The 15,574-nt window shown below is 42.6% G+C and carries 15 protein-coding genes; 7 read left to right on the forward strand and 8 right to left on the reverse strand.

Annotated elements, in window-relative coordinates:
* Positions 1 to 77: 77 nt before the first annotated feature.
* Complete coding sequence (locus tag L3V23_RS11665) at positions 78 to 2,198, forward strand: methyl-accepting chemotaxis protein (protein WP_102965552.1); 2,121 nt, start codon at positions 78 to 80, stop codon at positions 2,196 to 2,198.
* A gap of 40 nt (positions 2,199 to 2,238) precedes the next feature.
* Here the strand turns inward: L3V23_RS11665 and rsmS are convergent, their stop codons facing one another.
* From rsmS to dinG, 4 genes are all read right to left on the reverse strand, one after another.
* Complete coding sequence (gene rsmS / locus L3V23_RS11670; protein WP_102965553.1) at positions 2,239 to 2,409, reverse strand: pleiotropic regulatory protein RsmS; 171 nt, start codon at positions 2,407 to 2,409, stop codon at positions 2,239 to 2,241.
* Complete coding sequence (locus L3V23_RS11675; RefSeq protein WP_102965554.1) at positions 2,410 to 2,958, reverse strand: primosomal replication protein; 549 nt, start codon at positions 2,956 to 2,958, stop codon at positions 2,410 to 2,412.
* The gene (locus L3V23_RS11680; RefSeq protein ID WP_102965613.1) at positions 2,955 to 3,734 is read right to left on the reverse strand and encodes a TSUP family transporter; all 780 of its coding nucleotides are present in this window, start codon (positions 3,732 to 3,734) and stop codon (positions 2,955 to 2,957) included. The genes L3V23_RS11675 and L3V23_RS11680 overlap by 4 nt, the downstream gene beginning before the upstream one ends.
* A 198-nt stretch (positions 3,735 to 3,932) precedes the next feature.
* Entirely contained in the window at positions 3,933 to 6,008 is a 2,076-nt protein-coding gene (gene dinG, locus L3V23_RS11685; protein ID WP_102965555.1) for an ATP-dependent DNA helicase DinG, read from the reverse strand.
* A 511-nt stretch (positions 6,009 to 6,519) separates the two neighbouring features.
* Between dinG and L3V23_RS11690 the strand changes: the two genes are divergently transcribed.
* Both L3V23_RS11690 and L3V23_RS11695 read left to right on the forward strand, forming a co-directional pair.
* Complete coding sequence (locus L3V23_RS11690; protein ID WP_102965556.1) at positions 6,520 to 7,449, forward strand: porin; 930 nt, start codon at positions 6,520 to 6,522, stop codon at positions 7,447 to 7,449.
* Positions 7,450 to 7,590: 141 nt separating this feature from the next.
* Positions 7,591 to 8,214: a DUF2057 family protein gene (locus L3V23_RS11695; RefSeq protein WP_102965557.1), complete on the forward strand. Its 624-nt coding sequence runs from the start codon at positions 7,591 to 7,593 to the stop codon at positions 8,212 to 8,214.
* A gap of 81 nt (positions 8,215 to 8,295) precedes the next feature.
* Here L3V23_RS11695 and L3V23_RS11700 read toward each other — a convergent pair whose 3' ends face one another.
* From L3V23_RS11700 to L3V23_RS11715, 4 genes are all read right to left on the reverse strand, one after another.
* Positions 8,296 to 8,763, reverse strand: coding sequence for a YchJ family protein (locus L3V23_RS11700; RefSeq protein ID WP_102965558.1), 468 nt, complete (start codon positions 8,761 to 8,763; stop codon positions 8,296 to 8,298).
* 65 nt (positions 8,764 to 8,828) lie between these two features.
* Positions 8,829 to 10,043 (reverse strand): EAL and HDOD domain-containing protein, encoded by a 1,215-nt coding sequence (locus L3V23_RS11705; protein WP_102965559.1) that lies wholly within the window; start codon positions 10,041 to 10,043, stop codon positions 8,829 to 8,831.
* Between the two features lie 100 nt (positions 10,044 to 10,143).
* The gene (lpxH, locus tag L3V23_RS11710) at positions 10,144 to 10,872 is read right to left on the reverse strand and encodes a UDP-2,3-diacylglucosamine diphosphatase (RefSeq protein ID WP_102965560.1); all 729 of its coding nucleotides are present in this window, start codon (positions 10,870 to 10,872) and stop codon (positions 10,144 to 10,146) included.
* 62 nt (positions 10,873 to 10,934) lie between these two features.
* On the reverse strand, positions 10,935 to 11,429 hold the full coding sequence (locus L3V23_RS11715; protein WP_042486635.1) for a peptidylprolyl isomerase: 495 nt from the start codon (positions 11,427 to 11,429) through the stop codon (positions 10,935 to 10,937).
* Between the two features lie 145 nt (positions 11,430 to 11,574).
* Here L3V23_RS11715 and cysS point away from each other — a divergent pair, with 145 nt between their 5' ends.
* The 4 genes from cysS (at position 11,575) to ruvB (ending at position 15,412) form a co-directional block, all read left to right on the forward strand.
* Positions 11,575 to 12,957 carry a cysteine--tRNA ligase gene (cysS, locus tag L3V23_RS11720; protein ID WP_102965561.1) on the forward strand — a complete coding sequence of 461 codons (1,383 nt, stop codon included), beginning with the start codon at positions 11,575 to 11,577 and terminating at the stop codon, positions 12,955 to 12,957.
* A 103-nt stretch (positions 12,958 to 13,060) separates the two neighbouring features.
* Positions 13,061 to 13,582: a crossover junction endodeoxyribonuclease RuvC gene (gene ruvC, locus L3V23_RS11725; protein ID WP_102954752.1), complete on the forward strand. Its 522-nt coding sequence runs from the start codon at positions 13,061 to 13,063 to the stop codon at positions 13,580 to 13,582.
* A gap of 123 nt (positions 13,583 to 13,705) precedes the next feature.
* On the forward strand, positions 13,706 to 14,323 hold the full coding sequence (gene ruvA / locus L3V23_RS11730) for a Holliday junction branch migration protein RuvA (protein ID WP_042486627.1): 618 nt from the start codon (positions 13,706 to 13,708) through the stop codon (positions 14,321 to 14,323).
* Between the two features lie 84 nt (positions 14,324 to 14,407).
* Positions 14,408 to 15,412, forward strand: a complete 1,005-nt coding sequence (gene ruvB / locus L3V23_RS11735) for a Holliday junction branch migration DNA helicase RuvB (protein WP_042486624.1) — start codon at positions 14,408 to 14,410, stop codon at positions 15,410 to 15,412.
* Positions 15,413 to 15,574: the final 162 nt, after the last annotated feature.

Here is a 15,574-nt window from a genome sequence, read left to right on the forward strand (position 1 = left end):
ATATCGATAGATTGTGGTCTAATTTCGAGTTATCTCATTCGATTATATGAGTTTAAACGCTAGCATAAGGATGTTGTATGCGAACATTATCAGTTCAGTGGAAAATTACACTGTTGGCAGGTTTTTGCCTGCTCGTAACCTCGTTATCTCTTATCGGGTTCTCGGTTTACAATGCTGTGACTAATCAGCAGGTCATTAAAAATCAGAGCGCTGAATCCGTTATCAATAAGTCTCAACAATTACTGAAAACCCGCGCACAGTTAAATTCTACTGAAATATCGGAATATCTCAGTGAAGCGATTTATCGTTCAGAAATGCTCTCTTCAACGGCTTTATTCCTAAAGAAAAACTCGGAAGACAACTTCGGTGAAAGTGAAGCGCTACGCACAGCGCTTAACGAAATGGTTCGTAAATCAGTACTAGATTTCCCAACTATCGAAGGTGCCTACCTAGTATTCAAACCTAACGCTCTCGATTCTGAAGACAGTAACTATGTGAATGCCGATTATGTTGGTTCCAACGATATCGGACGTTTCGCTCCGTATTGGCGATCTGCCGATGATGGTCAGAATGCAGTAAATGAAGTTTTAACTGAGAAACAGCTGTCTGATAACGAAAATAGCGAGCGTTTTTCCTGCCCGATTAATGACGGAAACGCTTGTGTCACTTCGCCACGACTAATTAGCCAAGGAACAGAGCAGTTTTTGGCGACTTCTATTTCAGTTCCAATCGTGGTTGATGAAGAAGTAATTGGCTTTTACGGAATCGATTTAAAATTAGATCCTTTGTTGGTTGTCGCGAAAGACTCTGATAGCAGCTTATTTAATGGTGAAGGCAAAATTTTCATTATTAGTTTGGACGGAACACTTATCGCCAGTGATGATCAAGCTCTGACTATTGGACAACCATTTGGCGGCTCAAGCGTTTCTAAAGACAAGGTTTCAAGGCTTTTGTCTGGTAAAAAAGTCGAATCATTGTGGAGTGAAGATGGGCAATGGATGACGGTGTTTGCACCGATTACCGTTGCTAATCAGACTTGGGGCGTGATATTCGAGATGCCCCGTAGCAGTGTTCTTAAAGATGCAGACGAACTCGATAGCGTAATTACTGCGCAAGTAGAAAGTGGCGTAAAAGTAGAATTGCTTGCTGGGTTATTATTTGCTGTTTTGGGGTTAACGGTGATTGCTTACACAGCGTCACGCATAGTAAAGCCAATTCGTGAAGTCGTCGTGCGTTTGAATGACATTGCTGATGGTGAAGGCGACTTAACTCAGCGTTTAGATGTTCAATCGCAAGATGAAATCGGTCAGTTGGCTCACGGGTTCAATAAGTTTCTAGACAAACTGCAATCCACAATAAGGCAAGTGATTGAAACCACTCATTCAGTTGCGGACACCACTGAGCAGGCAAAGATCACCGCTGGTGAGACAAGACGTAGCAGTGAAGCGCAGTTTAGAGAAGTCGACCTTGTTGCTACCGCCTCTGAAGAGATGACGCAGACAGCGAGCTTAGTTGTCCAGAATGCAGAAAATGCGGTACATGCAGCAGAGCAAGCAAATGAGTCTGCTCGTATCGGTCAGGAAGTGATTAAAACTTCGGAAGCTGAGATGCTCAACTTGGTCAATACCATGAACCGCGCCGTGCCTATTGTTGAAGATCTAGCGCGTAACAACGTCAATATCACTGATATTCTTGAGGTGATTGAAGGCATTTCAGAACAGACGAACTTACTCGCACTCAATGCTGCTATTGAAGCGGCTCGGGCAGGAGAGCAAGGAAGAGGCTTTGCAGTGGTTGCAGATGAAGTTCGCAACCTTGCTAGTCGGACACAGGCGTCGGTTGGTGAAATCCGAACAGTGATCGAGAAAGTTGAAAAAGGCACCCGTGATGTGGTGAACGCTATCCAAGAAGGCAACAGTTTGGCGAATGGGACGGCGTCGCATGTACAGCAAGCCGTGTCTGAGCTGAACAAGATTTTCGATGCCATCTCAGCGATTAACGATATGAACTCTCAGATTGTGAAAGCCGCAGAAGAACAGCAAACGGTTTCCGCTGAAGTGAATCAAAACGTGGCGAATATTCGGGATCTGAGTGCTCAGATACTAGAGCAGGCTGGGGAATCTGAAGCTGTAGGTGCAGAAATTAGCTCACTCTCAAAACAGCAGCAAGCACTGGTGAATCAGTTTAAAGTGAGTTAATAGCTTCTAAGTAGTTTATTTTAATAAAGAAGAGCGCGAATTAAGCGCTCTTTTCCTTATCTAACTTAGCCTGAAAATCGGACTTTACGATTTCTAACGCTGCGAGAGCAACTTTGGTGTCGACGTTATTGGATTCCAGAAGATAAATAAGATCAACGGCAAGTTTGATTTCATCCGGTGCATTTTCTAAAGAGGAGCTGGTGTCGTTCATTTATTGATTCTTCTCTCTAAAGGTAATCTGTTTTTCAATTTTTGTTTTCGCTTCCTGACAGCGTTTAAGCCTCTGTTCCGCTGCGAGCAACGCTTGCTGAGCACTTGTTTTATCAGCACCAAACGTGCCCTCAACTGCCATTTGCTTATCTTGAACTAGGAGCATCAGTCTTCGTTCCCAGTCTTGGTGCTGTGCAAGATCCTGATACAAATCGCTGATGGGCTTTCTTGTGTCTCTGTAATGCTTTGGCTCTTTCTTACGAATAGCTTGGGTCGACATTTCGCGCTGAATCGCGCCAATCTGCGCAAGCAGACGTTCTGTAAGATATTCTGCCCGAGGTTGAGTCAGCTTTCCCGCTTTTTGCTCTCGGAGAATGGCATTCAATGTGCTTTCTGTTTCTATAACACACGGAGTTAAAAGCTTACCGTGACAGTGGAACAAGGTGTCATCAAACAAAGGGCGATAGTGTTCACCTCGAGTTCGGTCAATCAGTGCAGCAGTTGATTTAAGTTCTTCAATGATCGAATTTAATCTGGATAAGTCTTTCATAGCGTCACAAACCAAGCGTCATAAGCAAGTTTTACCGCAAGTATACTGACTACAGTGACAAATACAGGGCGAATAAATTTAGCACCAAAACGAATCGCGGAATGCGCTCCGACAAAAGCACCAGCCATCAAACAAACGCCCATGGTTAAACCGAGTACCCAGTCAATATGGCCTAAAATCGCGAAGGTGATCAACGACGTCAGGTTGCTGGTGAAATTCATTGCTTTAGCTAAACCTGATGCCAGCAGGATGTTTAAGCGATAAAGCGCCATGGAGCTCACTGTCCAGAATGCCCCTGTTCCTGGACCAGCTAGGCCATCGTAAAACCCTAAGCCAAAACCTTGTAGATATTGCTTAGTATTGAATTTCTTACATCCGGCAGGCATTTCATTTTGTACCGTTGTAGGAGCTTTGTGCCAAACGGTATAAATTGCAGCAGCAAGAATGATTAACGGGAGCACTTTTTGTAACCAGTCGGTACTGATAGCGTCAACGACAAGGGTACCCACAGTTGCACCGATTAGAGTCATCACGAACGCACGCAGCCAGTACTTCGGCTTAAAGAGCTTCTTTCGGTAATAAGTAAATGCAGCAGTGGAGGATGCAAAAGTCGCTGCAAGTTTATTTGTACCCAGCGCAATATGTGGAGGCAACCCTAAAGACAGCAATGTAGGGACAGTTAGCATGCCACCACCACCGGCAACCGCGTCTATAAATCCAGCAATAAAAGCCACAAAAGCCAACACGACCAACATGGTTGGTTCGACAAGTTCAATCAAAAATACGTTCCTGATTTCTATTTTTTAAGTGATAAGTAGGGGAGGATAAACCCAAACTATTGGGGCTGCAGTCAAGCAGCAAGCGAATGAGACCTCATGAACATAGTTTACTTTTTCTTTAATGATAGTGATTGGCGCGAATAAACAGCGTCAATTCCCTTGTGGTATAAGGCAACAAAGGAACTAGCACGTCTATTAATGCTCGATGGTTCGTTTAAACGGTGGAAGGGAGTCCAACAACGCCTTTCCGTATCGTTTTGATACCACTCTGCGATCAAGTATCACGACTCTACCAGAATCCTGCTCTTTACGCAGCAAACGTCCTACAGATTGAATCAGCTTTTTACTTGCTTCTGGTACCGATATTTGTAAAAACGGATTACCGCCACGATGCTCAATATACTCAGCGTGTGCCTGCTCTACAGGTGAGGTTGGAACAGCAAACGGTATCTTGGTAATAATTAGGTTTTCTAATAAGTCACCCGGTAAGTCTAATCCTTCCGAAAAACTTCCCGTACCAAACAACACGCTTGTTTTTCCGCACTGCACGAGCATTTTATGTTTTTTTAGAATTTCTCCGCGAGATTTTTCACCTTGAATCTGAAGCGTCCAACCCTTTTGAGAGATGGTTGAGGACAACTTATCCGCGACTTCTTTCATCTGCCAATAAGAAGCAAACAAAACAAGGTTGGCTTTATCAGCAACTAGATACTCTTTTACTTTATCGGCAAGATAAGGAGTAAAATCTTTCGCTGGTGGTTCAAGTTTCATTGCAGGAATCAACAGTTCTCCCTGCTCTATATAGTTAAACGGTGACGCCAGTGAGAGAAATTGAACACCGTCTTCAGATTTCTCACTGATACCTGCTTGACGGCAGAAAAAACTGAACGAGTTGAGAGCCCGTAATGTTGCTGATACCAGAATAGCACCGATACAACGACTCCAAATTTGTTGATCAAGCTGCCAACCGATTTCTAAAGGAGAAACGTGAACGGTAAAGTCGCCTTCACGTTCAGTATGGGTTTGTAGCCAACGAGCCAGCGGTGCGCCTTTTTCTCGTTTAGGTTCAGCCATTAGGTTCCATACTTGGTATAAATTGTCTAAACGTTGAATATAGAAACCCAGCTCAGTCAGTGCAGGCTCAGCTAAGCGCGAAGCCAGTTCTCCTTCCTTTACTTTTTCTGCTATCAAATCTGCAATTTTCGCAACACTTTGATTAGCCTTCTGGCTCTGGCGTTTTAGATGCTTTGATTCTTCTTCCAGCCACTGAGGCAAATCGCCGTGCTCAAAGCGATAAATGTTTTCTTCAAAAGAAGCGGGATCAAAGCGCTGGGGCAGTTGGCTTAATCCCGGAATTAACTCTTGGATTGCGGTTTGTGCTTCATCTAAAAAGCGAGATGCCCGTTTTGCTTCAGCGAGATTGCTCAATTTAGGTAAAGATCGGTTGAGACTTTCAAGCCAAGAGGCTGCCCCTTTTAACGAAGTTGCGGCTGAAGCGTGATCCCTAGCAACATGAGGAAGGTGGTGTGCTTCGTCGAAGATATAAATTGTGTTTTCAGGCTCAGGTAAAATAACACCGCCACCTAATTCGGCATCTGCCATCACTAAACTGTGGTTTGCAATAATCACATCCGCTTTATCAAGTTCTGAACGTGCTTTTTGGAATGGACAGTGTCTGTGTGCCGGAAAGCTGCCATTACAGCTGTGTTTGTCGCTGACAATAGAATTCCAGATTTCGTCACTGATCGTTTTAGGCCAGGAATCTCTGTCTCCGTCCCATTTTCCTCTATTAAAGGCGTCATGCATGGCCTCTAACATGTTGATGTCAGCAGCCTTGGGCTTCGTTTCAAACATTGCGAGTTGAGCACCATCAGCGCCTGAAGCTGCGGCCAACTTTTCAGCACAGCAATAGCGCTGGCGACCTTTAGCAATAATAAAAGTAAAAGTTTGGTCAGTGATTCGTCTATATAGAGGCAAATCTTTATGAATCAGCTGTTCTTGCAATGCAACCGTGGCGGTGGATACCACAACTTTACGATTATTGGAGATCGCGACAGGAATCACTCCCATTAGATAGGCGAGTGATTTACCAATTCCGGTGCCAGCTTCGGCAACCATCATTCGGGTCGACTTGTGATAACTACCACACAATGTCTTTGCAATTTCTGCAACAAGAAAGTTTTGCGCTCGGCGAGGAACGAAATTATCGAGCTGATTTTGCAGGTTTTGGTAACTACTGCGGATCGATTGTTGGATTTTTTTTGTAAGCATAACGAGCCCTGCGTGACGGGAATCGCATGTTAGCACAGTTTACAAATCCTACGTAGCTCACGAATTTGCATCATTTTAAAAGGAATATAGATCTCCTTCACAAAAAAAAACTGAACCTTCAGGAACTTAAATTTAATTCACAAAATAAAAAATATAAAACTTTACAATATTGATAACGAGTTTATTTAATTCTAATTAATGGGTTTTTAAATGTATAATTTAGAATTAAATTCTAATTTATCTGTTTGCGAAACGTTTACATTTTTATGAATATTTCAATGCATCCTGTTCGATAAATGTTCATTTTTTAGATTAAGCTAATGATTTAAAATGATTTTATTTATTTTTATGCGACCAATTTAGAGTATTTGACACGCAGGATATTCTTTTGCAATCTAAACCTCGAAATTTAGTGGCGGTAGGAACTAACCGAAGAGTTGGTCACTACCATCAAAAATAAAAGGGAACCGGATAAGGATTTCCCAAATTTAAGAAAAGGCAGTGGATTACTATGAAAAAGACTCTATTAGCACTAGCTGTATTTGCAGCAGCAGGTTCAGCACAAGCTATTGAACTATACAACCAAGACGGTGTAACTGTTGCTCTTAAAGGCGACATCGAAGTTCGTTACAAAAAAACTTTCGATAAACAAGATAACCTAAAGCAAGAAATCGATGATGCTGACGTAGGTTTTGATACTCGTTACCAAGTAAACGACGATCTACAAATCGGTGGTTACATTGAATATTCAGGTGATACAAGTGACCGTGCTCAAGGTAAAGTAGCTAACGGCAACACTTACGTAGGTTTCTACTCTAAGTCCTTAGGTTCTCTAAAATTTGGTCGTCTAGACACTGTTCTTGATGACGCGGGTATCGGTAGCGATTACCTATTTGGTCTAGATGAGTTCTTCAATAACCTTCAAACTGGTGGTGAAGAAGCTGTACGTTACGATTTGGATCTAGGTTCAGTTTACTTTGGTGCTGGTTGGATTCAAGACCACTATGAACAAAGACCTTCAAGTGCTGATCACCATTACGACCTAAAACTAGGCGCGCGTGTAGCTGATTTCGATTTTACTGGTTACTATGCAGAAACTGGTCTTGATGCTTCAACTGAAACAGAGAAGCTAGCAGGTTTAGAAGCTCGTTTTGGCGGTATTGAAAATGTGAAGCTATCAGCAGCATACTACAACGTATCTGGTACTAAAGAATCTCAAACATTTGCTCTTGCTGCTGATCTAATGGTAGACAAGTGGAAATTTGCAACAGCAGTGGCATCAACTGATTTTGATGCTGCAGCTAACGAAGATTTCGTTCAATGGTTTGTAAACGCTGGTTACGGTATTGCTCCAAACACTACTCTATACGCAGAAGTTGGTGGCAATGATAAAACCAATACTGAAGTTGGTTACGGCTTTGGTGTTAAAGCTACATTCTAATTTAGTTGTGTAGATTGTAAGTATTAGTAAAGCCACCTCTGGGTGGCTTTTGTTATTAGAAGAAGAAAGATAAATTATTTAGTAGTTTCTATTCTAATTGCTGTTATATATTTGACCCAAATTGTTGCAAAGGAATTTAGTATGAAACAATGGTTGTTTTTAACTGCGCTGGGTATGAGTTTTACGGTTAGTGCTGTAACGCTCCAGCCAGAACCGGGTCTTTCGGTATTGTTTATTGATGGTAATGAAACTAAATCATCGGTTGGAGAGCAGGAAATTGGCTCTGGTGAAGTTGAACTGATCGTCCGTATGGACAAGCAAGTTGGCAGAGGTAGTTCAAATAACGTGTTTACTTCATCACCTTACGTGGTGAAATTTGTCGTCACAGATGAATTGGTCAAGATGAAATTGCCACAGGCTCGCAGTATGACGGAAGCAGAGAAGGCCTTTAGCAGCAATGAACCACAGTGGGTTATATTACAAGATGGCAAAGCAACTAAATATCAACAAGAGTTGTTACCTCCGAAAGACGGTTTGTTCCCTTATCTTGGTCTAAATTCACTGGTTGCTGATTATTATAGTGCTAAGAACAATGCTGTCACTAAAGAGCAGGCAGTAGCTTTGAATACATCTGCAGATAATAATGTATCTGAGGCTAAAACTATTCAATCTGTCTCTAATATAGTCCAGCTTAAAGCATGGTACCTAAAATCATCAACCGAAGAGCGTAAAGCTTTCCGCCGTTGGATGATTGATCAAGAGTAATTTAAAGCGCCAGTCTAGAGACTGGCGTTTGCTTTTACAGCGTTTTGGTATTTGTTGTCGAGTAAAACGAAGCGGGTAGATTTAGCCGCAGCACTTTTTATACTTCTTACCACTGCCACATAGACACGGGTCATTGCGGCCGATTTTCTTAGCTTCAGAAGACTTTGGAAACTCGCCATCTATGTAGAACCATAAGCCTTCTTCACGGACAAAGCGCGAACGCTCTTCTAAACACAGCTCTTTGCCTTGGTCTTTCAAATACGCTTTGAAATGGACAAAGCCTTCGTTGGCAGTTGCCCCATTTTCGCTGTTGATCACTTCTAATCTGCACCAATCACTATTGATAGAATCTGCAATCGCTGCTCGGTCGCTTTCAGCGTTGCAAGACGGGTGATAGGTATTCACAACGAAATCGACTAAGCCGAGTACATGGGCGCTATAGCGAGATCGCATCAGTTGCTCTGGAGTGTGAGCATTAATATGGTCGTTGTGGATAGGTTGGCAGCATTCCGAATAGGGTAGTGAACTACCACAGTAGCAATTGTTCATATAGATGATAGGTATAAAAATGGCCTCAAATTGAAGCCAAGTTTAGGGATGTGCGGAGGGAAAGTCTATATATCGACTTGCAGTAGATCTGCACTCCATTGAAGAGCTTCATCATAACACTGACTTAACACCTCATCGCTGAGTTCTAAACTGATTCCCAACTCAGAAACTTGTTCCCAATCTGCGTGCTCATAGGCTTTTGACAGTGATAAAATTTTACCTAATGCGCCTTCACCTTTGGTTAACGCCAGTTTCACCGCTTCGTCGATGGGAATGAGCTCAACGATACTTTCTAGAGGCTGATCCAACAGACAGTCGAGCAACGAAAACATTCCTGTAAGGAATGCAAGATCTGCATCACTGCGTTGTCCGCTTTTGCACCATGCTAATTGACAAAAACGAGCGCGTTGAATGGAAAGGCCATAGAGATAGTTAGGCTTAGAGCTGTCAGTTGATGCAATGGCCACTAGAGAAATAAACTGACGCAGGCGTTGTTCACCTAAATACACCAGTGCTTGCTTAAATGACTGGATCTTTGAGCTAACGATAGCTGAAGCATTAACAAAAGTGAGCAGCTTATAGGATAGCGAGAGATCTCGTGCTATCAAGGATTCTAATTCCTTGTAGTCTATCTCTTCTTTCGCTATCTCTTTACACAACTGGACTATGGTTAAAAACGTTGGCTGCAAAGCTTTGCGTTGGATGATCTCAGGCTTACTAAAGAAATAACCTTGAAAATAGTCAAACCCAGCTTTTTTCGCTTGCTCAAATTCATCATAGGTTTCAACTTTCTCGGCCAAAAACTTAATTTTTGAACCTCGCAGTTTACTGATAAATAGACCCGCTTTTGCGATTGGAACAATGCGAATATCAAATTTGATGAAAGAGACATAAGGTAAAAATGGTTGCCATTCTTTACTTGGTACAAAGTCATCTAGCGCGATTCTATAACCTTGTTTAGCCATCTTTTTAATCGCGTCTAAAAGCTCTGATGTAGGCTCACAATCTTCTAGAACTTCAACCACTAAACTGTCTGACGGGAAGAGCGTAGGGACAAGGTTCACTAAGCTCTGATAAGGGAAGTTTACAAAGCCAACGTGATTACCCAATGTCTGATAGTGGGTCGAAAGGAAATGATCCGAAAGTAGCCTGCTGGTTGCTTTATCGGGGTCAATTTCTGGAAAAGTGTTCTTCGGCCCGTCTCTGAATAGCAGTTCATAACCGAAAGTTTTTCGGTCACTATCTAATATAGGCTGTCTAGCGATATATGAGTACTTCAAGGCTTTACCCTAACTCCATTTTTGGTGTGCCAATTATATCAATATAAAATCGATTTATTGTGCACATACTCAAATCCCTCTGCGACATCGATCACCAATTTCATGATGCAAATTTTTTGTTTTGCAGTTCATATCCATGGTCTGAATAAACAAGTATAGAGCCTTGTGTGTACCAATCACCTAAAACAATGCGAGTCTTTTCTTCACCTGATACTGAAATCTTATGGATGTTTGGGCGATGAGTATGACCGTGAATCATGGTATTTACCTGATGCTTTTCCATCACAGCCAAAACTTCGCTGGGGGTTACATCCATAATAGACATTGATTTGTTGCTTTTGTCGCTGCTGGTATCAGATTGGATTTTTCTTACAATTCGAGTTTTGATGAAGAAAGGTAGGCGATTGAAAACCCACTGTAACCACGGTTTATGCACTTTCTCTCTGAATGCTAAATAGCGGACGTCTTCTGTGCATAATGTATCGCCATGAAGTACCACGACTTTTTCACCGTAAAGATCAACAACCTGTTCTTCTTCGAGCAGAGTTACGCCAGTTTGTTTTGCAAATCTCTTTCCAACAAGAAAATCACGGTTGCCGTGTGAGAAGAATACTGGAACGCCTTTGCTAATTAGCGTTTTAAATTCGCTTTTAATCTGCTCGGCAAAGTTGGTGGGATCATCATCCCCAATCCAAAAATCGAAAAGATCACCTAGTACATAGAGTGCGTCTGCCTTAATGGCGTCTTCACGCATAAAAGAGATAAAACAATCGGTAATATCTGGGCGCTTAGGAGTGAGATGGAGATCTGAAATAAATAATGTATGCATAGGAAGAGTATTTTATGTTGAGTGATAGGCAGTGGAGCGCATTTCGCGCTCCACTTTAAAGATTACTCTTCGATAGTTGTGCCAGTAATGACAACATCTTCTAGTGGTACGTCTTGGTGCATACCGTAAGAGCCAGTGCTTACACCTTTAATTTTGTTTACTACATCCATGCCTTCTACAACTTCAGCAAAAACACAGTAACCCCAACCATCTAAGCTTTCTGAACGGAAGTCTAGGAATGTGTTGTTGTTTACGTTGATGAAGAATTGAGAACTTGCAGAGTGTGGTTCCATAGTACGAGCCATTGCAAGCGTGCCTACTTTGTTGCTTAGGCCGTTGTTTGCTTCGTTACGGATAGGTGCGCGAGTCTCTTTTTCACGTAGACCAGAAGTCATACCGCCACCTTGGATCATGAAGCCGTCGATAACACGGTGGAAAAGAGTGTTGTCGTAGAAACCATCACGGCAGTACTGTAAAAAGTTTGCGCTAGTTTCTGGCGCTTGCTCTGTATTCAGCTGAACTTTAATGTCACCAAAGTTTGTATGAAGGGTGATCATGTGCATTACCTTTGCTTGTTTTGTATGAGTATTGGATTTTAGCTTAACTTTTTGCTCATTCAAAACATCAAATGGATGACCTAGCGATAACAGAGTTGTTATACTGCACAACTATTTTGGTTTTAACGGTAATTAGATAGAGATCATGCTGAAAATATATAACTCACTAACAAAACAGAAAGAGGAATTTAAACCCATTACTGCTGGTAAAGTCGGCATGTATGTCTGTGGAGTGACCATATATGATCTTTGTCATATCGGACATGGCCGTACATTCGTTTCATTTGATGTTGTTGCGCGTTACCTTCGTTACTTGGGTTACGATTTAACATTCGTTCGTAATATCACTGACATCGACGACAAAATCATTAAGCGCGCTTCTGAGAATAAAGAGTCATGTGAATCACTGACTGAACGCCTGATTCAAGAAATGTACACAGACTTTGATGCGCTAAACATCAAACGCCCTGATATTGAACCTCGTGCAACGGCTTATATCCAAGAAATCATTGAACTGGTTGAACGTTTAATTGAGCGTGGCTTTGCTTATGTTGCGGACAACGGTGACGTGATGTTCGAAGTAAGCAAATATGATGAATACGGTAAGTTGTCTCGCCAAGATCTAGACCAACTGCAAGCCGGCGCTCGTGTTGATATCGAAACAGCAAAACGTAGCCCATTAGACTTTGTACTTTGGAAAATGTCTAAGCCGGGAGAACCAACTTGGGAATCGCCATGGGGACCGGGTCGCCCAGGTTGGCATATTGAGTGTTCAGCGATGAACTCTTCAATCTTAGGTAATCATTTCGATATTCACGGTGGTGGTTCTGACCTTATGTTCCCACACCATGAAAATGAAATTGCACAGTCTTGTTGTGCGCACGGTACTCAATATGTAAATACGTGGATGCACAGTGGCATGGTGATGGTAGACAGAGAGAAAATGTCGAAATCACTAGGCAATTTCTTTACCATTCGTGATGTATTGAACCACTACGACCAAGAAACGGTACGCTACTTCTTGATGTCGGGTCATTACCGTAGTCAGCTGAACTACAGCGAAGAGAACCTGAACCAATCGCGTGCTTCTCTTGAGCGTTTATATACTGCACTTCGTGGTTTAGACATGAACGCAGCCGCGGCGGGTGGTGAAGAGTATGTTAGCCGCTTTACTGCTGCGATGAATGACGACTTCAATACACCTGAAGCTTATTCTGTTCTGTTTGATATGGCTCGCGAAGTGAACCGTCTTAAGAACGAAGATATGGCTCACGCAAGCGCTCTTGGCGCATTAATGCGTGAACTTGCTGATGTGATTGGTATTTTGTACCAAGACCCAGAAGTTTTCCTAAAAGGTGGTCAAGGTGACGATGATGAAGCGGCAGAAATTGAAGCTTTGATTAAGCTACGTAATGACTCTCGCGCTGCGAAAGATTGGGCAAATGCGGATTTGGCTCGCGACAAGTTAAACGAAATGGGTATCGTTCTAGAAGACGGTCCAGCAGGAACAACTTGGCGTCGTAAATAATTCGTTTTAGGTTTTAGATCGTGGGCGTAAGCCCACTTTCTTTATCTAGAATATTTTCGTTTTCTAGATTCTTTTTGTGTTCTTCAAACTTAAATGGCACTGAATGTCGATTATTTTAGGGATTGACCCCGGCTCCCGCATAACGGGCTATGGCGTAATCAAACAACAAGGTAGGCACCTCTATTATTTAGGCAGTGGCTGCATTCGCACCTCAGAGAAAGATCTTCCCACGCGCCTAAAGCAAATCTATGCAGGTGTCACCGAAATCATTACCCAGTTTCAACCCGATGTATTTGCTATCGAGCAAGTGTTTATGGCGAAGAACGCTGACTCAGCACTTAAGTTAGGGCAGGCGAGAGGTAGTGCTATTGTTGCAGCAGTAAATGCAGACCTTCCGGTTTACGAGTATGCAGCACGTCTAGTTAAACAAGCGGTTGTCGGCACTGGTGGTGCAGATAAATCCCAAGTTCAGCATATGGTTCAACAAATGTTGAAGTTACCTGCAAAGCCACAAGCGGACGCCGCCGATGCATTGGGTGTTGCTATTTGTCACGCCAATACCAATAAAACATTGGTAGCTCTGGCTGGTAAAGCAACAGGGGCTAGAAAAGGGCGCTACCGATAGGTTTGAACTCTCCGTAACACAAAAGAAGTGTGAGAATTTCCTTACCTATCTTTTACTGGCTATATATCCAGTTATTTATTATTATCTTTGCCATTACAAATTTCCCAACCAAAGGAATCTCAAGTGATTGGACGTCTTCGTGGCACTCTTATAGAAAAGCAACCACCAGAACTATTAATTGAAGTTGGCGGCATTGGTTATGAAGTGCAAATGCCAATGAGTTGTTTCTATGAACTACCAAACATCGGTGAAGAAGCCATCATTTATACCCACTTTGTTGTCAGAGAAGATGCGCAGCTTCTTTACGGTTTTAATACTGTTAGCGAACGAGCACTCTTCCGTGAAGTCATTAAAGCAAATGGAGTGGGACCTAAAATGGGCTTGGGTATTCTGTCTGGTATGACTGCATCTCAATTTGTCTCTTGTGTTGAGAGAGAAGATATTTCAACTCTAGTTAAACTGCCAGGGGTCGGTAAGAAGACGGCCGAGCGTCTAGTGGTTGAAATGAAAGACCGATTGAAAGGCTGGGGGGCAGGAGATCTGTTTACGCCCGCAACTGACGCTGCTCCAATCGATTCTCGACCGAATGTACAAGAGCAAGGTGCAGAAGATGAAGCGGTAAGCGCTCTGCTCTCACTAGGCTACAAAGCACCACAAGCGGCTAAAGTCGTGTCTCAAGTTGCTAAACCAGGAATGACCAGTGAGCAACTTATCCGTGAAGCATTGAAATCCATGGTTTAGAATGTTTGGTTTATTGCGGACGTGTTTTATCTTAGAAGTGTTGATACATAAGAACGACGAAGAGCAGACGTTAGGAAACTATATATGATTGAAGCTGATCGCCTCATTGCTCCAATGAACCCTTCATTTAAAGATGAAGAGGTGATTGATCGTGCGATTCGTCCTAAGAAATTGGCCGATTATCAAGGTCAGGATCACGTTCGTGATCAAATGGAAATTTTTATCAAAGCTGCGCAAATGCGTAGTGAAGCTCTCGACCATCTGCTGATATTCGGCCCTCCCGGGTTGGGTAAGACCACACTAGCAAATATTGTTGCTAATGAGATGGAGGTGAATATCCGCACCACTTCTGGTCCTGTGCTTGAAAAGGCGGGTGACTTAGCGGCACTGCTCACCAATTTGGAAGAGAACGATGTGCTCTTCATTGATGAGATTCATCGCCTCAGTCCTATGGTTGAAGAAGTTCTGTATCCGGCGATGGAAGACTATCAACTGGATATCATGATCGGTGAAGGCCCTGCGGCTCGTTCTATCAAAATAGATTTGCCTCCATTTACGTTAATCGGGGCAACAACCAGAGCGGGTTCCCTGACCTCTCCGCTAAGAGACCGTTTTGGTATTGTTCAACGCCTCGAATATTACAAAATTGCTGACTTGCAACATATTGTTCAGCGCAGTGCCAACTGTCTAGGTTTGTCTATGGATGGAGAAGGTGCATTAGAAATTGCCCGTCGAGCACGAGGAACACCTCGTATTGCTAACCGTTTATTACGTCGTGTCCGAGATTATGCGGAAGTGAAGGGTAACGGGCACATATGTGATGACACCGCAGACAAAGCATTGAATATGCTGGATGTCGATAATCAGGGCTTTGACTACATGGATAGAAAGCTGCTTCTCGCCATTATGGAGAAGTTTTCTGGCGGCCCTGTTGGTCTTGATAATCTTGCAGCGGCAATAGGTGAAGAGAAAGATACCATCGAAGATGTTATAGAACCGTATCTAATTCAACAAGGTTATTTACAAAGAACACCACGTGGACGTATTGCTACTGACCGCGCCTATCTGCATTTCGGTTTGGATAAATAAAGTTACAATTGTGTTTGATTAATTTGTAGTCATACGCTTTGTGATCGATATCACAATTCAAAAATCTTAAAAGGTTATAAAGGGTTATCAAAGTTTGTGTGCTTGTTAATCCTTTGTTCTTCAAAACTCCCTTCTTCTGATTATTTTTACCTAATGCTAACA

The sequence above is a fragment of the Vibrio sp. A1-b2 genome (genome assembly GCF_021726015.1).
Lineage (GTDB): Bacteria > Pseudomonadota > Gammaproteobacteria > Enterobacterales > Vibrionaceae > Vibrio > Vibrio diazotrophicus.